The organism is Gilliamella sp. App6-5, assembly GCF_001690525.1.
Classification (GTDB): domain Bacteria; phylum Pseudomonadota; class Gammaproteobacteria; order Enterobacterales; family Orbaceae; genus Gilliamella; species Gilliamella apicola_H.
On record NZ_LZGT01000104.1, the window covers coordinates 67,304 to 89,030 of the forward strand.

At 37.1% G+C, this 21,727-nt stretch carries 18 protein-coding genes and 1 pseudogene; 15 read left to right on the top strand and 4 right to left on the bottom strand.

The window, feature by feature from the left end:
• The first annotated feature begins 101 nt into the window (after positions 1 to 101).
• From pepN to citG, 15 genes and pseudogenes are all read left to right on the top strand, one after another.
• A complete protein-coding gene (gene pepN / locus A9G24_RS12275; RefSeq protein WP_065639276.1) occupies positions 102 to 2,735 on the top strand; it encodes an aminopeptidase N in 2,634 nt (877 codons plus the stop codon).
• A gap of 123 nt (positions 2,736 to 2,858) precedes the next feature.
• Positions 2,859 to 3,188 carry a rhodanese-like domain-containing protein gene (locus A9G24_RS12280; protein ID WP_065639277.1) on the top strand — a complete coding sequence of 110 codons (330 nt, stop codon included), beginning with the start codon at positions 2,859 to 2,861 and terminating at the stop codon, positions 3,186 to 3,188.
• Between the two features lie 216 nt (positions 3,189 to 3,404).
• Entirely contained in the window at positions 3,405 to 4,223 is an 819-nt protein-coding gene (mlaF, locus tag A9G24_RS12285) for a phospholipid ABC transporter ATP-binding protein MlaF (RefSeq protein WP_065639278.1), read from the top strand.
• Positions 4,223 to 5,002: a lipid asymmetry maintenance ABC transporter permease subunit MlaE gene (gene mlaE / locus A9G24_RS12290; protein WP_141673161.1), complete on the top strand. Its 780-nt coding sequence runs from the start codon at positions 4,223 to 4,225 to the stop codon at positions 5,000 to 5,002. The genes mlaF and mlaE overlap by 1 nt, the downstream gene beginning before the upstream one ends.
• Positions 5,003 to 5,013: 11 nt before the next feature.
• Positions 5,014 to 5,598: an outer membrane lipid asymmetry maintenance protein MlaD gene (gene mlaD / locus A9G24_RS12295; RefSeq protein WP_065639280.1), complete on the top strand. Its 585-nt coding sequence runs from the start codon at positions 5,014 to 5,016 to the stop codon at positions 5,596 to 5,598.
• Positions 5,599 to 5,607: 9 nt separating this feature from the next.
• Positions 5,608 to 6,252, top strand: coding sequence for a phospholipid-binding protein MlaC (gene mlaC, locus A9G24_RS12300; protein WP_065639281.1), 645 nt, complete (start codon positions 5,608 to 5,610; stop codon positions 6,250 to 6,252).
• Positions 6,253 to 6,258: 6 nt separating this feature from the next.
• Positions 6,259 to 6,531: an STAS domain-containing protein gene (locus A9G24_RS12305; RefSeq protein ID WP_065639282.1), complete on the top strand. Its 273-nt coding sequence runs from the start codon at positions 6,259 to 6,261 to the stop codon at positions 6,529 to 6,531.
• 91 nt (positions 6,532 to 6,622) lie between these two features.
• The gene (locus A9G24_RS12310; RefSeq protein WP_065639283.1) at positions 6,623 to 6,880 is read left to right on the top strand and encodes a BolA family protein; all 258 of its coding nucleotides are present in this window, start codon (positions 6,623 to 6,625) and stop codon (positions 6,878 to 6,880) included.
• A 95-nt stretch (positions 6,881 to 6,975) separates the two neighbouring features.
• Positions 6,976 to 9,003, top strand: a complete 2,028-nt coding sequence (prlC, locus tag A9G24_RS12315; protein ID WP_065639284.1) for an oligopeptidase A — start codon at positions 6,976 to 6,978, stop codon at positions 9,001 to 9,003.
• On the top strand, positions 8,990 to 9,721 hold the full coding sequence (locus A9G24_RS12320) for a class I SAM-dependent methyltransferase (RefSeq protein WP_065639285.1): 732 nt from the start codon (positions 8,990 to 8,992) through the stop codon (positions 9,719 to 9,721). The genes prlC and A9G24_RS12320 overlap by 14 nt, the downstream gene beginning before the upstream one ends.
• A 21-nt stretch (positions 9,722 to 9,742) precedes the next feature.
• The gene (rsuA, locus tag A9G24_RS12325) at positions 9,743 to 10,432 is read left to right on the top strand and encodes a 16S rRNA pseudouridine(516) synthase RsuA (protein ID WP_065639286.1); all 690 of its coding nucleotides are present in this window, start codon (positions 9,743 to 9,745) and stop codon (positions 10,430 to 10,432) included.
• 131 nt (positions 10,433 to 10,563) lie between these two features.
• Positions 10,564 to 11,805 (top strand): Bcr/CflA family multidrug efflux MFS transporter, encoded by a 1,242-nt coding sequence (locus A9G24_RS12330; RefSeq protein ID WP_065639287.1) that lies wholly within the window; start codon positions 10,564 to 10,566, stop codon positions 11,803 to 11,805.
• A gap of 5 nt (positions 11,806 to 11,810) precedes the next feature.
• Positions 11,811 to 12,335, top strand: a complete 525-nt coding sequence (locus A9G24_RS12335; RefSeq protein ID WP_065639288.1) for a gamma carbonic anhydrase family protein — start codon at positions 11,811 to 11,813, stop codon at positions 12,333 to 12,335.
• 141 nt (positions 12,336 to 12,476) lie between these two features.
• Positions 12,477 to 15,425, top strand: a pseudogene (locus tag A9G24_RS13235) (DNA translocase FtsK 4TM domain-containing protein); the annotation flags it as partial.
• A gap of 100 nt (positions 15,426 to 15,525) precedes the next feature.
• Positions 15,526 to 16,419, top strand: a complete 894-nt coding sequence (gene citG, locus A9G24_RS12345) for a triphosphoribosyl-dephospho-CoA synthase CitG (protein ID WP_081303190.1) — start codon at positions 15,526 to 15,528, stop codon at positions 16,417 to 16,419.
• A gap of 140 nt (positions 16,420 to 16,559) precedes the next feature.
• Here the strand turns inward: citG and A9G24_RS12350 are convergent, their stop codons facing one another.
• The 4 genes from A9G24_RS12350 to A9G24_RS12365 all read right to left on the bottom strand — a co-directional run.
• Positions 16,560 to 17,702, bottom strand: coding sequence for an AAA family ATPase (locus A9G24_RS12350; RefSeq protein ID WP_065639296.1), 1,143 nt, complete (start codon positions 17,700 to 17,702; stop codon positions 16,560 to 16,562).
• Positions 17,702 to 18,565 carry an RNA ligase family protein gene (locus A9G24_RS12355; protein ID WP_176701212.1) on the bottom strand — a complete coding sequence of 288 codons (864 nt, stop codon included), beginning with the start codon at positions 18,563 to 18,565 and terminating at the stop codon, positions 17,702 to 17,704. The genes A9G24_RS12350 and A9G24_RS12355 overlap by 1 nt, the downstream gene beginning before the upstream one ends.
• 814 nt (positions 18,566 to 19,379) lie before the next feature.
• On the bottom strand, positions 19,380 to 20,261 hold the full coding sequence (locus A9G24_RS12360) for a hypothetical protein (RefSeq protein ID WP_141673162.1): 882 nt from the start codon (positions 20,259 to 20,261) through the stop codon (positions 19,380 to 19,382).
• Positions 20,262 to 21,093: 832 nt separating this feature from the next.
• On the bottom strand, positions 21,094 to 21,727 hold a 634-nt coding region (locus tag A9G24_RS12365), incomplete at its 5' end, for an IS3 family transposase (protein WP_141673163.1).

The window sequence follows — 21,727 nt, forward strand, 5'->3', positions numbered from 1 at the left end:
GAAGATATAGATTAATTATGTAATAAGATTGTTTTTAATCAGCTATAATATTCGCTAGCACAACATATAAATTGAGTCCAAACCAAAAAGGTTATAACAACATGAATACAAAAACACCTGAATCGCAACCTATTGCAAAAAACCGTCTTGATTATAAAGCACCTGATTTTACCATTACCGACATTGATCTTGATTTTGATTTAGCACCCGAAATAACAACTGTAACAGCTCGTAGCCGCATCGTTCAAAAAAATAAGCAAGCGAACGATCTAATTTTAGATGGTGAAGATCTTAAATTGATTTCCGTTAATATCGACGAGCAACCATGGCATGATTATCAAATCACGAAAACAGGATTAATCATTCAAGGCGTTCCTGCAGAATTTACTTTAACGATTGTTAACGAAATCAAACCAATTGATAATACAGCACTTGAAGGATTATATGTATCAGGCGAAGCGCTTTGTACTCAATGTGAAGCAGAAGGATTTCGTCATATCACCTATTATCTTGACAGACCCGATGTGCTTGCACGCTTTTCAACACGCATTACCGCGAATAAACAAAGTTATCCTTACCTACTTTCGAATGGTAATCGCATAGCGCAAGGCGAACTCGCTGATGGACGTCATTGGGTACAATGGCAAGACCCGTTCCCTAAACCTGCTTACTTATTTGCCTTAGTTGCTGGTGATTTTGATATTTTAAAAGATCAGTTTATTACGCAATCCAAACGCAAAGTTGATTTAGAAATTTATGTTGATAAAGGTAATTTAGATCGTTCGCACTGGGCAATGACTAGCTTAAAAAATGCCATGCGTTGGGACGAAACTCGTTTTGGACTTGAATATGATTTAGATATTTTTATGATCGTTGCAGTCGATTTTTTCAATATGGGAGCAATGGAAAATAAAGGTTTGAATATCTTTAACTCAAAATATGTGCTTGCCAAACCACAAACAGCAACAGATGATGACTATCTCGGTATTGAAGGTGTAATTGGTCATGAATATTTTCACAACTGGACAGGTAATAGAGTTACCTGCCGTGACTGGTTCCAACTCAGTTTAAAAGAAGGATTAACAGTATTTCGAGATCAGGAATTTAGCGCCGATATGGGAGCACGTGCAGTAAAACGTATTGAAGATGTCAAACTCTTGCGTACTGTTCAGTTTGCCGAAGATGCTAGCCCAATGTCTCATCCTATTCGTCCAGAACAAGTCATTGAAATGAATAACTTTTATACAGTAACCGTATACGAAAAAGGGGCTGAAGTTATTCGTATGATGCACACCTTGTTAGGTGAAGATAAATTCCAAGCAGGGATGAAACTTTACTTTAAACGCCATGATGGTAGTGCTGCAACGTGCGATGATTTTGTTGCCGCCATGCAAGATGCCTCAGGTATCGATTTAACTCAGTTTAAATTATGGTATAGTCAATCAGGTACGCCTGAACTTGTCGTTACCGATAATTACAACGAAAAAAATCAACAATATACTTTAACGGTAGAACAATATACGCCAGCAACTCAAGATCAAGCACAAAAACAAGCTTTGCATATCCCACTTGATATCGAGTTATATCAACATAATGGTGAAATAATTCCACTGCAATACCAAGGCAAAACTATTCACCATGTTTTAAATTTAACACAAAACAAACAACAATTTATCTTTGATAATGTCACTCAAAAACCGATCATTTCATTATTACGTGATTTTTCAGCGCCTGTTAAGTTAACTTATGATTATCAAGATAATGATCTTATTTTCTTAATGCAACACGCGACTAACACATTTAGCCGTTACGATGCAGCTCAAATGTTATTAGCAAAATATGTTCGCTTAAATGTAAAAAATTATCAGGAAAATCAGAAATTAATGCTACCTGATTCAGTATTAGATGGTTTTAGAGCGGTATTGTTATCAGAAAATACTGATCCTTTCCTTATTGCGCAAATCTTGACCTTACCGTCTGAAAACGAGTTGGCGAATTTATTTACTGTGGTTGATCCAATCGCAATTTATCAAGTGCGTCTATTTTTATTAACTCATTTTGCAAACGAACTCTATGATGAATTATTAACCGTTTATCACCACAATAAAACATCACAATATCAAATTGAACATAATGATATAGCTAAACGGTCACTTAAAAACTGTTGTTTAACTTTATTAGCATATGCCGATGATAGTTTGCGCGCCAATACATTAGTTGGCCAACAATACCATCAAGCCAATAATATGACCGATTGTTTAGCGGCCTTAAATGTAGCGGTAAAAGCTGAACTGGATTGTCGAACTGACTTATTAGCTGACTTTGATAATAAATGGCATCAAGATGGACTTGTTATGGACAAATGGTTAGCATTGAACGCAACAAGCCCAGAAAAGAATGTTCTTGCTACCGTGAAAAAATTATTAACTCACCGGTCATTTACACTCAGTAACCCAAATCGGATTCGTGCATTAATTGGCGCCTTTGTCAATAATAACCCTGTGGCATTTCATGCTGAAGATGGCAGTGGTTATCAATTCTTAGTTGAGATTCTTACTGAGTTAAACCAAAAAAATCCGCAAGTTGCAGCAAGGCTTATCGATCCGCTTATTCGATTAAAACGTTATGACGAAAAACGTCAACAACAAATGCGAAAAGCACTTGAAGCATTACTAAAAATTGAAAATTTATCTAAAGATTTATTTGAAAAAATTAGTAAGGCATTAGCGGTATAAGTGGTAAAAATATATCCTGCAATATGATTGCAGGATATATTAATCAATTTAAAATTGAAATTTTATACTGAAACACATACCTACCTGAAACTTTTTGACAATTATTCTAATGAGTTTTACATAATGACAATAAAGGAAATCACCCCAGTCGAACTTGTACAAAAATTAAAGCAGCAAGAAAATCTATTTCTGCTTGATGTACGAGAATCCAATGAAGTAGCCATTTGTGTTATCAATAACGCAACGCATATTCCAATGAATATGATCCCGCTATATTTAGATAAAATCCCAGATGAGATCGATATAGTTATTTATTGTCATCATGGCAGGCGAAGCCTAAACGTTGCTTATTATTTAGTAGAAAACGGCTTTGATCCCAACTTCCTATATAACCTTACGGGCGGGATTGATGCTTGGGCACTAACGGTTGACAAACAAATGGCAAGATATTAAAACGCCCCCGTTATCAAACGGGCTGTATTTTTTATTATTTATTCTTAAGGCATAATCCAATAACCATTTTGATTATGTGTTTTCATATAATATCTAAAGTATAAAAATTATTTATTTACAAACTATTCACAAATTGGTAATGCGTTTAATTGATTCCTTTATTCACAAATATCAAGTAAAATAGCCACAATTATAATTTTAGTAGTATAGGAAATAATGGTGGAAGAGGCATTACCACAGAATTTGGTTGAAATCCATGATATGTCTTTTTATCGTGGAACAAGGCCTATTTATAAAAATATGAGTCTGAATGTCCCAAAAGGAAAAGTCACGGCAATTATGGGACCATCTGGCATTGGTAAAACCACCTTATTACGCCTAATTGGTGGACAATTGAAACCACAATCAGGGAAAATTTTATTTGATGGTGAAGATGTGCCCAGCATGTCACGTTCAAGATTGTATGAAGTACGTAAACGCATGAGCATGTTATTTCAATCTGGTGCCTTATTTACTGATCTAACGGTATTTGACAATGTAGCCTATCCATTACGTGAACACCATCACCTACCTGAACCTATATTACACAATTTAGTGTTAATGAAATTACAAGCGGTTGGGTTACGCGGCGCGGCTCAAATGATGCCATCCGAACTATCTGGCGGTATGGCAAGACGAGCCGCTTTAGCTAGGGCCATTGCGCTTGATCCCGATTTAATTATGTTTGATGAACCTTTTGCTGGGCAAGATCCTATCTCGATGGGTGTTATTGTTAAACTGATATCTGAAATTAACCAATCATTAGGTTTAACCTGCATTGTTGTCAGCCATGATGTCAATGAAGTACTCAGTATTGCAGATTATGCTTATATTGTAGCTGAACAGCATATTATTGCAGGCGGCACTTCACAGCAATTACGTGATAATGACGATTTACGCGTTAAACAGTTCCTTGACGGATTGGCTGATGGACCTGTACCTTTTCATTATCCTGCTGATGATTACAAATTAGACCTAAGCAGAGGTATAAAATAATGTTGAATTTACTAGCAAAATTGGGGCAATGGTTTATCAATTTCATTGCGATGATTGGTCGTTCTGGTGTTATGCTTTTTGGAGCATTAATTGGTAAACCACAATTTAATAAACAATTTCCATTACTCATTAAGCAATTTTATTTTGTTGGAGTACAATCACTGACCATTATTATTGTTTCTGGTCTTTTTATAGGCATGGTTCTGGCTCTGCAAGGTTATTTTATTCTGACTACTTTTGGAGCCGAAGCAAGTTTAGGAATGATGGTTGCGCTAGCCCTACTTCGCGAATTAGGGCCTGTTGTCGCAGGTTTACTATTTGCTGGGCGTGCAGGCTCTGCTTTAACAGCCGAAATCGGCTTAATGAAAGCAACTGAACAGTTATCAAGTATGGAAATGATGGCAATTGATCCATTACGGCGTATTATCGCTCCGCGTTTTTGGGCTGGATTTTTTAGTATGCCATTTTTAACTGCAATTTTTGTCACAGTTGGCATTTTAGGTGGTGCACTTGTTGGCGTTGATTGGAAAGGTATTGATGCTGGCTTTTTTTGGTCATCTATTCAAAGTAATGTGGATTGGTGGCATGATTTAGGTAACTGTTTTGTCAAAAGCTTTGCCTTTGCCATCGCCAGCACTTGGATTGCACTTTTTAATGGTTATGATTGTGTGCCAACATCAGAAGGAATTAGCCGGGCAACAACTAATACTGTTGTCTATTCATCATTAGTTATTTTGGGGTTAGATTTTATTTTAACCGCATTAATGTTTAGTCATTGAGGTTATTAAACATGAGTCGTAAAATCGAAATTACAGTAGGATTATTTATGGTGCTGGTCATTTTTTCAGTGCTATTTTTATGTTTTAGAGTAACCGATCCAACATCATTTGCTAGCCATCATTCCTATCGAGTTTATGCGGTATTTGATAACATCGGTGGACTAAAAGCACGTTCTCCTATCAAAATTGGTGGGGTAGTTATTGGTCGCGTCAGTAATATTTCACTAAATGCGTCAAATGACGATGAGTACAAGCCTTATGTAACAATGGATATAGATGCACAATATGATAAAATTCCAAGCTCAAGCTCGCTTTCAATTAAAACTTCAGGATTATTAGGTGAACAATTCATAGATATTAATTTTGGATTAGATCAAAATACTGAATTTGAGCTTGATGCATTAGAAGCTGATGATACAACACATGCAGCACAGAAAAAAGATAATAAACCAGCTTATTTTCAAGATGGTTTTGTGGTAAACAATACCAAACCAGCCATGGTTATAGAGGATTTAATTGGTCAATTTCTTTATAGCGTAGGCAGTTCATCAGATAAAGATAAAAAACAAGATACGCAAGACATAAACGAAAAGTAAGGAGTTACTATGTTAATCAAATTCAAACAGGCTGTTTTTTTAGTAATAGCTTTAATATTTAGTGCTGCTGCATTTGCCGAAAATGATCCCTATAAAGAGATGCAAGTTGCTGCTGATAAAATTTTTAGCACTATGAATGCACAATCCGCAGCATTAAAATCAAACCCTAACAAACTCAAAGAGATTGTAAAATCGGATTTATTACCTTATGTACAAGTCAAATATGCTGGCGCACTCATTTTAGGTAATTATTATAAAAGCGCAACAGAAGCACAACGCACAGCTTATTTTGCGGCTTTTGAAAACTATCTGGTACAAGCTTTTGCTCAAGCTTTATCTATGTATAATGGACAAACTTATCAAGTTGAGTCGCCTAAAGATTTAACTGGCAAAACACTTATTTCTATTCGTGTTTTATTAAATCAACCAGATAAAAATCAACAACCATTGCGTATTGATTTTCAATGGCGTAAAAACTCTGTCACTGGCGAATGGAAAGCTTATGATTTAGTTGCTGAAGGTGTAAGCATGATCACCACAAAACAAAATGAGTGGTCAACGATTTTACGTCAAGACGGTATTGATGCATTAACTAAACAATTAACTGATCTTTCAAACCGTAATATTGATCCAAATGCTAAACAAAAAGGTTAGTCGATAATGTCGCGAATCAAATCAGAAAAACAACAAGATGTATTGTGTTTACAGGGTGAACTTGATGTTCACTCTTTAAACGATTTATGGTCAACACAAAACACCATTTTAAACAGTGTCAAATACATTGATGTAGGGCAACTTACTCGAGTTGATTCTGTAGGGCTTGCGACTTTAATTTATTTTTGCAATCAATATGATGTAAAGCTCAAGGGTATTAATCCTCAGTTACAAACATTAATTACCTTGTACGATCTACAACCAGTGATCAATGTTTAAAAAGTTAGGTTTTATACTAAAACGCATAGTTACCTGAAACTTTTTAACAAAACATAACACCCATAATTTATATTAAAAATGAGTATGAATAATGAATAAACAAGAAATTATAGATAAATTAAAAAGTTCGCTTGAGCTTGATGATGTACATGTCTTGACCGACGATGGTAGCCATTTTCAAGTGATTGCTGTCAGTGAATTATTTGCCGATTTAAGTCGCGTAAAAAAACAACAAGCCATTTATGCCCCTTTGGCAGAATTCATCCATGACAACCGTATCCATGCTCTTTCTATAAAAACTTATACTCCCTCAGAGTGGCAGCGTGAACGCAAATTGATGGGATTATAATGCTTCCCAAGCATGACATTCTCTTGAATTAACTGAATTTGCCACCATATTATGTTCTATCAATAGACAACCCATGTGTATAAAGGTATCGCTACATGACTAACCCATTATTAACAGATGCACCATTACCCCTCTTTTCACAAATTAAGCCCGAGCATGTTTTGCCTGCTATACAAGAGACCTTAAAAAACTGCAGAAATACAATTGAAACAGTATTAAAGCAAAATAGCCAATATACTTGGGATAACTTAATCCAACCAATTGATGAAATGGACGAAAAATTTGGCCGAGCTTGGTCGCCAGTTAGCCATCTTAATTCAGTTAAAAATAGCCCAGAATTACGTGAAGCTTATGAAGCTTGTCTGCCATTATTATCTGAATACAGCACATGGGTTGGACAACATAAACCCTTATACCAAGCCTATAAACAGCTCAAAGAAAGCGAACAATACGCTACGTTAAGCAAAGCACAGAAAAAAGTTATTAATAATGCATTACGTGATTTTGAATTATCCGGAATTGGTTTACCTGATGATAAACAAAAACGCTACGGTGAAATTGTTGCAAAATTATCAGAATTATCCTCAAAATATAGCAATAATGTACTTGATGCGACCATGGGTTGGTCAAAACTAATTACCGATATCAAAGAACTCTCTGGGATGCCTGAAAGTGCGCTTGCTGCCGCCAAAGAACAGGCTAAATTAAAAGATAAAGAGGGTTGGTTACTAACCTTAGATATACCAAGTTATCTTCCTGTTATGACTTATTGTGATAATCGTGATTTACGATTTGAACTTTATCAAGCCTATACTACTCGTGCATCAGATCAAGGACCCCATGCTGGTAAGTGGGATAATACAGAGATCATCAAACAAATCTTAACACTACGTAATGAGCTTGCACAATTACTGGGCTTCAATACCTATGCAGATAAATCACTTGCAACAAAAATGGCACAATCCACCTCGCAAGTCATCGAATTTTTAACCAATTTAGCAACTAAAGCTAAACCTCAAGGTGAAAAAGAGCTTGCTGAACTTAAACGTTATGCTTATGAGTTTTTTGGTGCTAGTGATATCAAGCCATGGGATGTGGCTTATTATAGTGAAAAACAAAAACAGTACTTGTACACCATTAACGATGAAGAGTTGCGACCTTATTTTCCACAGCAAAAAGTAATTAGTGGTTTATTTGAGGTAGTACACCGCATCTTTGGTATTACAGCCAAGGAACGACAAGGCGTTGAAGTTTGGGATCCTGAAGTAAAATTTTATGATCTGTTTGCCGCTAACGGCGAATTAAAAGGTAGCTTCTATCTTGATTTATATGCGCGCGAGCACAAGCGTGGTGGCGCTTGGATGGATGATTGTATTGGTCGTATGCGTTTTGCTGACGGACATGTACAAAAACCAGTTGCCTATTTAACCTGTAACTTTAATCGCCCGGTTGGCGACAAACCAGCGCTATTTACGCACGATGAAGTCACCACCCTATTTCATGAGTTTGGTCATGGTTTGCACCACATGTTAACCGAAATTGATACTTCATCTGTCGCAGGTATTAATGGTGTACCTTGGGATGCCGTTGAATTACCTAGTCAATTCCTAGAAAACTGGTGTTGGCAACCTGAAGCGCTTGCATTTATATCAGGACATTATCAAACAGGCGAACCCCTACCAGCAGAAATGTTAGAAAAGATGCTAGATGCTAAAAACTATCAAGCCGCGCTATTTATTTTACGCCAATTGGAATTTGGCCTTTTTGACTTTAAATTACATACACAAAAAGATCCAGATATTTTAAATACATTAGCCGAAGTAAGAAAGCAAGTCGCTGTTGTGCCTACTGTTGAATGGGGTCGATTCCCACATGCATTTAGTCATATTTTTGCTGGTGGTTATGCTGCAGGTTATTACAGCTATTTATGGGCAGAAGTATTATCGGCTGATGCATTTTCACGTTTTGAAGAAGAAGGCATCTTCAACGCCAAAACGGGGAATGCCTTTCTTGATAACATCTTGTCGCAAGGCGGTAGTGATGAACCAATGACACTATTTAAAAATTTCCGAGGCCGCGAACCTCAACTTGAAGCATTACTTCGTCATTATGGTATCCACTAGTCCTAACTTAGCTCAGCTAAAATTATTAGCTGAGCAGTGGTTATCGGCACATGCCGATTTACCGTTCACTCTGGCTACCCAAAACAATCAACTTGAGTTACAAAAGACTGACGAAACAAAATTAGGTTCGATATGTGTTAATTTCGTTTCAGGAGCAATGGCTCACCGTCGTCAATTTGGTGGTGGTCGTGGTGAAGCAATTGCTAAAGCAGTCGGGGTAAAAGGTGAGTATTTACCTACCGTTGTTGATACCACAGCTGGGCTTGGTCGAGATGCCTTTGTTTTAGCATCTATCGGTTGTCATGTCACTATGTTTGAGCGGCACCCTGTCGTTGCTGCATTATTAGAAGATGGTTTACAGCGTGCCTATCAAGATCCCCATATTGGTAGTTGGCTTGAGCAGCATTTACGTTTAATTTATCATTCAAGCATTGAGGGATTAAGTACTTACCCTGAAAAACCTGATGTGATTTATCTCGATCCCATGTTTCCACATCGTCAAAAAAGTGCACTTGTCAAAAAAGAGATGCGCATTTTTCAACAACTGGTTGGTAGTGATAATGATGCAGATGGCTTATTAGAGCCAGCAAGAAAATTAGCCCAAAAACGGGTTGTGGTCAAAAGACCAGATTATGCGCCATTTTTAGCTAATCAAAAACCGACGGCTGAAATAAAAACTAAAAATCACCGTTTTGATATATATACACCTTTAAAGTAATACAGGAACACGTTTTAAATTATGCGATTAGATAAATTTCTTGCTCATCACTTAGGCGCCAGTCGTACAATTGTCACCAAAGAACTCAAAGCGAAAAAAGTGACTGTTGATGGTGAGATTATAAAATCAGGCGCTTATCAATTATCGCCAAAACAGATTGTTCAGTATGATGGTTATCAAATCGAACAAGTGACCAACCAACGCTATTTTATGCTCAATAAGCCTCAAGGCTATGTTTGTTCAACCGATGATCCCGATCATCCCACTATTCTTTATTTTATTGATGAACCGATGCCTGAAAAATTGCATGCAGCAGGCCGGCTTGATCTCGATACGACAGGGCTGGTATTGCTGACTGATGATGGTAAATGGTCACACCGAATTACATCACCTAAACATCATTGTGAAAAAGTCTATGCCGTCACGGTTGAACAACCATTAGGCATTGAACTGATTGATATATTTAACAATGGCATTCAATTAAAAAGTGAGAAATCACTCACTAAACCCGCTAAATTACATATTATCGATGATTTTCACGCTGAATTAACCATTAGTGAAGGGCGATATCATCAAGTTAAACGCATGTTTGCTGCAGTCAATAATCATGTTGTTGCGTTGCATCGTAAACAGATAGGCAAAGTAAACCTTGATATACCTGAAGGGGAATATCGACCACTTACACAAGATGAAATCGACTCGTTTAATTGACACACGAATTTGCATAACTTTTAACAAAAATATTCCTTTTAACCAGTTGAATGTTTTTAAATAATTTGGCGGCATTTATTGCCGCGTATATTATTATGCGCATTTTGAATAAATTTTGAAGGAAGTACCACGTGCCACCCCAAAATACTTTAGTTAATCTTAAAATTTCTAAAAAAGCACTGATTTTTATTCTTGGATTACTCGCTATGCTAATGCCTCTATCTATAGATATGTATTTACCCGGTATGCCAACGATTGCACGCGACTTTAATGTAACCGATGGCACGGTACAGTTAACAATTAGTTGCTATTTATTAGGATTTTCTGTTGGACAACTTTTATTTGGACCACTCACAGATAGTTATGGGCGTCGTAATGTTCTCATTTTTGGGCTAATTATTTTTATAGTTGCGGCGTTAAGCTGTGGTATTGCCAACAATATTAATCAATTAATTACAGCTCGCTTTTTTCATGGTATTGCGGCGGCAGCTACAGCAATAGTCATTAATGCATTAATGAAAGATATTTATCATGATCGTGACGAGTTTTCTAAAATGATGTCGTTTGTGATGCTGATATCCAATGTTGCACCATTACTAGCTCCGATTATTGGTGGATTTATTTTATATTGGTTTAATTGGCAAGCTAATTTCTACACTATCAGCCTAATTGCTTTGACTTGCTTTGGTCTAGTCGTCACCTTTATTCCCGAAACACTAGCCAAAACAAAACGTAATAAATTCAGTTTAATGCGTATATTAAGTAATTTCATTACCCTATTTCGCCATAGGCAAGTGTTAACTTATATGATGATAGGTGCGTTTTCTAGTGCGGGATTGTTTTCATTTTTAAGCTTAGGGCCTTTCGTTTATATGAATCTGCATGGTGTGGCATCAATTAACTTTGGTTACTACTTTGCGTTCAATATCATAGTGATGGTTCTGATGAATACATTAAATAGCCGTTTTGTTAAACATGTTGGTGCTATTAAAATGATGCAGTTGGGTCTTTTACTCCAATTTATTATGGCGATAGGACTGCTGCTCGTTACACTATTTAATTTGGGATTTGCCTATCTTGTTGCTTGTGTTGCTGGTTATATTGGCTGTATGTCAATCATTGGTGGCAATAGTATGGCCGTCGTTTTAGATTTTTACCCACATATTGCCGGCACAGCTTCCTCGCTTGCTGGTACAATTCGATTCGCAATTGCAGGAACAATGGGTATATTATTATCAATATTAGTATCATCACATACTGCGGCAACTATAACGGTCGACAATACAACCGAATGGCTCATGATTAGCTCTATGGTGTTATGCAATTTTCTTTCTATTAGCTTATTTTTGAGTGTTAAAAACCACAAAAGGTAACAATTATGATTTATCAACTAGGGAATTTACATCCACAAATTCATCCAAATTGTTTTATTGCAAAATCTGCCGATATCATTGGTGATGTCGTTTTACAAGAAGGTGTTTCTATTTGGTTTAATGCTGTTTTACGTGGTGATATTGCCTCCATACATATTGGGAAAAATAGCAATGTACAAGATAACACAACCATTCATATTGAAACTGATATTCCCTGCATTATCGGTGAAAATGTCACTATTGGGCATAATGTTATCCTACATAGCTGCACAATTGAAGATAATGTATTAATTGGTATGGGAAGTACCTTATTAAACAATGCCAAAATTGCAAAAAATTGCCTTGTTGCTGCTAACTCACTAGTAACACACACCATACCCTATGAAGAAGGTTGTTTAATTATGGGTACGCCTGCCAAAATTATTCGCAAGTTAACCAAAGCTGAAATTACAGCCAATATTACTAATGCGCAACGATATGTACAAAATGGCATCAGATTTAATTCAACCCTATTTCCCATAGCAGAATAACCCAACAATAAATTGTGTTTTCGATGGTATTGCCTCTGTGAGCAGGCACAATTTATGATAAAATGCCAGCAATTTTATTAGTAATAGTTTTTAGGTACTTGTTTGAAAAAGCCCAAAATTACAAGAAAACAGATTATTAAGCAATTTATTCTACTTATAATAATCGGTTTATCTGTTTGTTTATTTTTATCACAGTTTAGTTACGATCCGTCTGATCCCGGTTGGTCTCGTACTGCTTGGCACTCTCCTATTAGTAATTTTGGTGGTTATATTGGCGCATATGCCAGCGATATTCTTTTTCAATTTTTAGGTTTTATTGCTTATAGCTTACCTCTCATTGCCGTTTTTATCTGTTTACAGTTAATCGTTTATTTTTATAAACATGCAAATGATCCTATTAACTACTTTAGTCTTTCATTTCGGATTATTGGGATTTTAGCATTTATATTTAGTGCGACTGGATTTTTTACTTTAAATATTGCTGATTCTGAACAATTTGAAGCAGGCGGTTATTTAGGTGCGATAGTCATCGAAAGCCTTTTACCTATTATAAATAGTTTTGCTTTATCATTGATTCTTCTTGCAACTTGCTTAGCCTGTGTCACATTATTAACTGGATTATCATGGCTCAATCTAATTGAAAAATTAGGTGCTTTTGTCATGATTTTACTGTTACCTATTAGGTGGTTAATTAAACCTCGCATCACAAATAAACTTGAACAACTTGACTCAAAGCAAGAAAAACCAATAGCGCCGTCCAATGAGGAAACAAAAGAGCCTCAATTTACCATACCTTTTGATACCAAAGATGATAATTCCCATATCATTCAAACATCAACCGCTATCCCAAGCAATGAAACATCTCAAGAGCACTCATCAAATACTACCGTATCGACTGACAATGAAGAAATTTCAATCAAAACTACCGCTGAATTAATCGGGCCATCGCGTGAAGATGCTAAATTACCATCGTCAACCATAACCTCGCAAACAATTGACAATCCTCCAAGAAATGAACTCAATCCAGACGAAATTTTATCTCGCCTTGAATCGATTATTCAAAACATAAATGCAGACAAAGCCACACCAGATCAAGAACAAGCATTGTCTTCATCAATGGAGCAAATAAAACAGGTAATACAAACGCAAAAATCAGCAGAAAAATTATCATTTGAAGAACCAGATAAATACACTATTTCTGATGCCCCAAGTAAACCCCTGTTTACTTTGGTACATAACGAGCCTGAAATTAAACTCACCCATGAACAAACACCCTTTGAACCAGCTATAGACGTTGAAAAAATTGAAATAATTAAATCTAAGCAGCCATTTATCCAAGAACCAGAGGTGATTGCTGAGCAATCAAATATTGCTGACATAGCAAACATCGCAGATACAGAAACTGACGCAGAAGTAAAAGTAGACGCAAAACAACTGGAATATATTGATACCGAAGCGCTAAAAAAAGCAAACCCGGTCATTGACGATATCTATCCTGAAGAAGATCGCATTGAAGATATTCAAGATTATTCCAATGAAAGCGATGAAGAAAGCTTAATTCATCCATTATTGCGACGTCATGATAAACCATTACCTAAACCAACTACACCTTTGCCGTCGCTAAACTTATTAACTGCACCACCGACAGCTCGAATCGAAGTTGATCATGCCGCTTTAAACGCCATGGCTGAACTAATTGAAAAGAGTCTATCAGATTACCGAGTTAAAGCTAAAGTGGTTGATTATTTGCCAGGGCCGGTGATTACTCGGTTTGAAATTGAACTAGCACCGGGTATTAAAGCCGCTCGAATTTCAACGCTAGACCGTGATTTAGCTCGCTCACTATCCATGCCATCGGTTCGTGTGGTCGAAGTCATTCCAGGTAAGCCTTATGTTGGCATTGAATTACCCAATAAAAATCGCCAAACGGTTTATTTTAGGGAAGTCTTAGATAGTCCACAGTTTAAAGATGCACAATCACCGCTGACGATAGTCTTAGGGAAAGATATCGCTGGGCAATCAGTGGTTGCTGATTTGGCAAAGATGCCACATCTATTAGTTGCTGGTACGACGGGCTCAGGTAAATCAGTCGGCGTTAATGCAATGATTTTAAGTATTTTGTATAAATCGCAACCTGAAGATGTCAGGTTTATTATGATCGACCCGAAAATGCTTGAGCTATCTATTTATGAAGGGATACCCCATTTATTAACCCAAGTGGTAACCGATATGAAAGATGCCGCCAATGCACTTAATTGGTGTGTTAACGAAATGGAACGACGCTATCGACTCATGTCGGCGTTAGGTGTCCGTAATATTGCCGGTTATAACGAAAAAATCAAACTGGCAGAACAAATGGGCAGACCAATTCCCGACCCGCTTTGGAAACCAACAGACAGCATGGATCTTAACATGCCGACATTAGAAAAATTACCATATATTGTGGTTATGGTTGATGAGTTTGCCGATCTTATTATGGCGGTTGGTAAAAAAGTAGAAGAGTTAATCGCACGGCTTGCTCAAAAAGCACGGGCGGCTGGTATTCACTTGGTATTAGCGACACAGCGCCCATCGGTTGATGTCATTACTGGCTTAATCAAAGCGAATATTCCAACACGCATTGCCTTTACAGTATCAAGTAAAATTGACTCGCGTACCATTTTAGATCAAATGGGCGCTGAATCACTACTTGGTATGGGGGATATGCTTTATTTAGCCCCTAATAGTTCCATTCCAATTCGCGTTCACGGTGCTTTTGTCCGTGATGAAGAAGTGCACGCCGTTGTACAAGATTGGAAAGCGCGTGGCACACCAAAATATATCGAAAATGTCACTGTAGCAACCGACGAAAGTGAAAACGGTAACGCAGATATGTTAGGTGAAGAGCTCGATCCATTATTTGATCAAGTTGTCGCTTTTGTTGTTGAAACACGAAGAGCGTCAATTTCTAGCGTACAACGCAAATTTAGAATTGGCTATAACCGAGCTGCCCGCATTGTGGAACAAATGGAAGTAGAAGGCATTATTAGCGGTCCAAGTCACAACGGTAATCGGGAAGTACTTGCGGTATCAACGCATAGTGATTATTAATCCTTATAATAAACCAAGCCATTTAAAGCAATGGATTGGTTTATTACGCCATACAGCACACAACAGAATAACTATCATCCCCAATAGGTAACAAATAATAATGAACGATTATTATCAGCAAATAGCATTATTAGAACTAAAACTCAATAATGACTCCAATCGATGCTTACCAGCACAATTAGCAACCCAAGCATTAATTAAAGAAATTTGCCTATCACCTAAGCCGGGCTTAGTTGACATGAATAACAGTGGCGCCCACCGTGACATGGAATTTCAAACCTTTGTCCACAGCATCAGTGCCATTAGCAACTGGTTTGAACGTTTTTATCAATATGGCAAAACATCCGCTTTACATGACAACAAACTATTTTTAATGGGGATTAGACCGATTGGTATTGAGTGTGAACAAGCCATGTTACAAGCTACCAATCAAGTTAATACCCATAAAGGCGGCATATTTGCTTTTGGATTGCTATTGGGTGCAATTGGACGATTAGAACAACTCGGCTTACCCACCTATGCACAAAACATCTGTGACCAAGTTTCAGCTATTTGCCAAGGCATAGTTCAAAGCGAACTACAGCAAAATAACCAAGCTAATTCGATAGGCGAAAAGCTATTTAAACGTCATCACTTATCTGGCGCACGTGGCGAAGCAGAATCAGGTTATGCAACAGTTCGAAATATTTCACTGCCTATCTATCAAGAAATGCAAAACAATGGCTATGATGAAGAAAGTTGCTTATTACAGGCGATGTTATATTTACTTGCTTTTAATCAAGATACTAATCTGGTTTCACGAGGCGGACTTGATGGCTTGGCTTTTGTGCAAGAACAAGCGAAAAAACTAATTAAGCAAGGTGGCATTACTCATCTCGATGGTCGGCACAATCTATATCAACTTGACACCGAATTAATAAAACGCAATTTAAGCCCTGGTGGTTCGGCCGATTTAATTGCGATCACTTGGTTTTTGTCTCAATATAATAAATAAGATAAGCCAATAAAAAATCACCTTTATGGATATCAAAAAGCCATAAAAATAAGCTGAATTAAATAGTTAATATAACTATTCGATAAATCAGGGGCTTTGATATCAAGCCCCAATTTAATATTACCAAAGATGACTAACAATTATTGATTGATTAAATAGCTCACCTTATGGGCTTCAGTCGGTAGTGGAACTTCCCATTTGTTTAATAATCGCTGAATCGTTTTATTTGGCAAAGTTGTATCGCGTGCTGAATTACGACGATACAACTCCTTTTCGGGTTGCTCAAGATAAACAATTTCCACATTCGCATGATAAGCATAAAGCAAATCGAGTGCTTTTTGGCGCATCTCCTGCGATAAGTGTGTTGCATTCCAAATAAAAGATTGCTTGGTTCTTAACCACTGTTTAACTTTTGCTAATACAAACTGTATGACCAAGCCTTCATTTTCACCATGCTTTAACTTTAATTCAGCCCTAGCATCATCATAAGAAGCAATCGGCCATGTTGGATAATGTTTATTTACCCAACTATTTTTACCTGATGCTGGTAAGCCAGCTAGCATAATCACCTTAGATCCTTCTTGGGGATATAACGCATAATCCGGTAATACATTACTACCTCGAAAATATTGAACCCGAGTATAATCATCAACAAATTGGCGAGGGTGATATAAACACCCCTCTTCAAGTGCCAATTGTCTAAAGAGTTCAACTTCATCAAGCGCTCGGCGTTTATCAGCACAGATACGACCTTCCATATCGGCTTTAGCTTGCAAACATAACATCCAAATAGGCAGTTGCCACGATAAGCGGTGAATTAAATATTCGGGTGATTTATTTCTTCCCCCATCACTTAAAGCAAAAAAAGGCACTTGATGTACACGAATAATTCGGCAAATTTGCTCCCGCAAATCAAATGGCACACCCATTCGCCATAATAATATACGACTACGAACTTCGCCTTTTTGGGAATGCCTTGGTTGCGTGATTTTACCTGTATATTCATCAATGACGGTGGTTTCTGGCTTCGCAATATCATGTAATAAAGCTGTCATAAATAATACGAACTGCTCATCTTCTGTCGCCTTGACAAACTCGTCTTGTGCTAATAATGCGCGCACAACCATTTGCGTATGAACCCAAACATTACCCTCACCATGATGCAACGGATCTTGTGGCGTGATGATTAAACTGTTCAACTCAGGAATACCCGTTAGCCATGAGCTAAAGTCATCGGTCGCTAGCGTACTTGCTATCTGTTGTTTTAATGCTTGATAATTCATCATTTACTATCTCCTTTTAGGCATCCATGATTCCAATTCACCGTTAATTGAGGTGTATATAACTCAACATCTTGAGCTAATTGGTTTGGAATAAAAGGCTGTTCACTATGGTGTTGCCCTGCATCTAAAATCGCCTGAACAAAATCCTGTCGAACCCATTTTAAGCGATCAATGGTTTGTTCTTCCGATTCGATTTTAAGATATAACCCTTCCATCAAGTCAGAGTTATCACATTGTTGCCAAGCCTTGCTTAAATCAAGCTTTTCACGCATCACTATTTGTTCAAAGCAAGTACGCCAATTAGCGGTTTTAGCCAAAGATGGTTTGACTAACGCCAATAAATCGCTCAATTTAGAAGGTGCAATCCCTGCAAATAACACAGGCACCGATAAAACAGGACCACCAGCTAATAATTGATGTCGCTTTAGGGTAGATAAAAAACAGTTTTGTTGTCTATCCCAAATATCAAATTCACAAAAATAGTGTGGTAAAGCATCATAAAAAATAGCATGTTTTTTGTGTAACCATTCACCATAAAGGATATAGCGATCTTCTAAACGCTCAAGTAACCAATATTCATGCACGCAAGCCCAATGTTTTAAAAGGTTGAATTGGCGTTCTCGTGAACCACCTATTAAGTAATGTCCTCGAGATTGAAGCAACAGTTCACCACTAGCTGAAAAACTAATAGCACAGTTTGCACCGTCAAGTTTTTCTTCAATAACGATATATTGACCAGCTAATTGCTTATAAGGACATTGTCCATGTTCACTATCGCCAACCTGTAGGCGTGAGCTTTCTAGGTGCGGTGTTCGTGGATATTTAATTAATTCTAAATTTTGAATATAAGATTCCATTGTCATAATGTTTTCTCCAAAAAAATAAGGGAAAACCGACAAGGCAAAAATCTATAGATTGAATTGTGACGAAGGGGCTTAGATAATACTAAGCAAAAAACAATATGATAGAAGATACCAAGTCGGCATTAAGATAAAGTGTTAACTACAGGCATTTTGCCACCTCGCTATAATAAAAAATTCAGGTTAAAAAAACGGCGCTATTATCAACAGTTGCTCATGCTTTGTCAAGTTTTATTATAATAAATAATTGTTTAGGGTAATAACTAATTATAAATTAATTGTTTTTATAAAAACACAAACAAAATCAATACGCTAATCAACTATTTTTGCAACAACCCTTTACCAACTCTGGGCTCATTCTAATGCTAGATTTATGACTATATTCACCTTTAAGTGTTGTGAAAAATTGGAATGTTTTTCTATAAAACAGTTTAGATATTCAATTGATTTTATTAAATTTTTATTGGTTGTTTTTTAATGAAATTAAATGCTTATAGTCCGTTTTTGGGGATTTTGTATTTAAGTAAAGACTATGGGGATACGGTTAAGTTTCGGACGTTTTAACCTTTGGGAAAATAAATAACGCTAGAGTCAACATCCGAAACCTTACCGAACAAAATACCTTTAAAACTTACCCTTTTAATGCCAATCATGCCTATGCGTAGTCGGTCGGGAGTGTTTTTTTGGCTTTCAGTCATTAACGCAGTCATACCTGCTCAGCGTCCAACTGAGCGGGGGCTGGGTTCTTTGTTAGATTACTTCTATTTGCACCAGAAGTGCCCCCGCGACCTAAGGATTAAGAAATAAACGCTAAAAGCTAAGGTGCGGTGCAAAGGCCATAGCGGGAGACGCTGGCACTGTCGCTGCGGACGCCGCCGCTGTACGAGCCGACAGGGAACTGGTAGCTACCTGTAGCGCCGCTCGTCCAGTAGTAGGAGGTGATGAAGCCCGTACCAGGGTAGTAGAAAATGTTGCCCCACTCCGTGAAAAAGCCAGCGCCTATGTGACGCTTGTAATGATTAACAAGTGTTGCACCTAAATCATTATAGTTTGAATTGGTTAAATCTCTTACCCGTGGCATTCGATAACCCAAACTATTACACCATGCTAACTGGTCACTATAAGCTTTCGCTTGATTACCACGATTGACGAACCACTGCCTTAATACAAATCCATATTTTACTACCTCACCGCCATATATATCTCTACCCACTAACTCAAACGTCTGCGGTAACCTTGGCTTAGCTATTCGACTAGGATTAGAATTGTACCATTGATTGCTTGCCTCTGGACCTGTTAGCCTAACACGTGCTACAACTTGTCTCTTATCCTCATCAGGAATCCACCATTCACGAACTACAACATTTGTCACTGTCGCAGTGATTCCCTCATGCGTGACTGGTTCCCATATCAATTGTTCTACATCTCCAGTTATGAGTAAATCAAAATATAAATTATGCGCACCTGTAGTTGGGAAATTGAGGTTGTATGATTCAGGATTGATTGATTGAACTAAGAATCCTTTACTAGGATTCCATATGTCAGCTGGGCCTGCATATTCGTCGTTACCCAAAGATACAGCCGGCCTTACATAATCAATAACTGCAACTACCGTTGGAGGTAAAATTATCGCATCACTACGATTATCCGCTCGAGCTATTTTACCATTCAATGCCTGTAAATTCGATGAAGATGACAATAATAACAGTGCTAATACTAGCAAAGGTGATTTAGGTGATTTAGGTGATTTAGGTGATTTAGGTGATTTAGGTGATTTGAGCGATAATTTCGAAGATATAAATAAGTTTTGTGTAAAAACTCGTCGGATAGAGTTATTTGATAAATTTAAGACATAGGTTTGCTGGTGTCTGGTGTCTAAAATGATAATGCATTATGGTTCACCTGTCAATTAATATATTGTTTTATTTGTATTTTTATAATTGTTCGCTTATTTAATAAGCTTTTTCTATAGCGGTTAAAGTATAACCATTTAAAAAAGAGTTGGCTAGTTTTTTGGCGGGCTTTTTTGTAAAGAAATATAAAGATGAAAACGATTCGGTTTTATAGGTAAGTTAATTTTATAATTAAAATATGGTGTTATGTTTCGGTCATTTTGAGATTTGGGGAATGATTAATATCGGTGATAACATTTAAGCCAAACATCCCTGTTTGACGTGCTAACCTATCTCCGTTGCTGTCACATTCTGACGCCAGATTAATGACTGTATTGACTTTTGAGTGTTGTAAAATATAGGTGTATTTTTATCTGTAAAATTTCCAAGATAGAAAATTGATTTTATTAAACTTTTCACTTGATGTTTTTAATGGAATCAATTGTTTGTGGGGTAATTTTGGAGTTGTATGTTTTGATTAAAGGCTTTTTGATGCGGTTAGGTCTTTATGCACCTACTTTGATTTTTTTCCTGACAAACATAGCCACATCAAATATTCATGTTTGACTTGCTAACTTGCCCAAGTTGTCAGCACTTGGTGTAAATACCCCAAACTTAGTACACAACTTACGTAGAAAATTAAGCTGCCTGTTTTAATGTTTTATACTCAATCGGTGTCATGTTATTTAATGCCTCATGCGGTCTTTCGGTGTTATACACTGTTAGCCATTCTTCGGTTACCTTTCTTGCTTGTTCTAGATTATTAAAAAGATATAAATCGAGTACTTCAGTACGATAGGTACGATTAAATCGTTCAATATAGCCATTTTGATAAGGGCTACCGGGCTGGATATAATCAATGGCTATATCATGGGATTTAGCCCAGTTTATAAAGGTTTTTCCTGTAAATTCTGGCCCATTATCGACCCGTATTTTTAATGGATAGCCATGATATTCAGCCAGTTTATCTAAGTAACGGGTAATTCTCCCTGCCGGTAAGCTTACTGCAATATCAATGCCTAGCGCCTCACGATTAAAGTCATCGATGACATTGAACGTCCTAAAGCGACGCTGATTACGACTACTGTCACTCATAAAATCCATTGACCAACATTCACCTTGTTTATTGGGGACTAATAACCTTTCTGGGTTTCGTGGAGGAATGCGCTGTTTACGCTTTACCCTGAGATTAAGCTTTAATTCACAATACACCCGATACACCCGTTTATGATTCCATTTATAGCCGAGCTTTCTGATGCGATTAAAACATTTG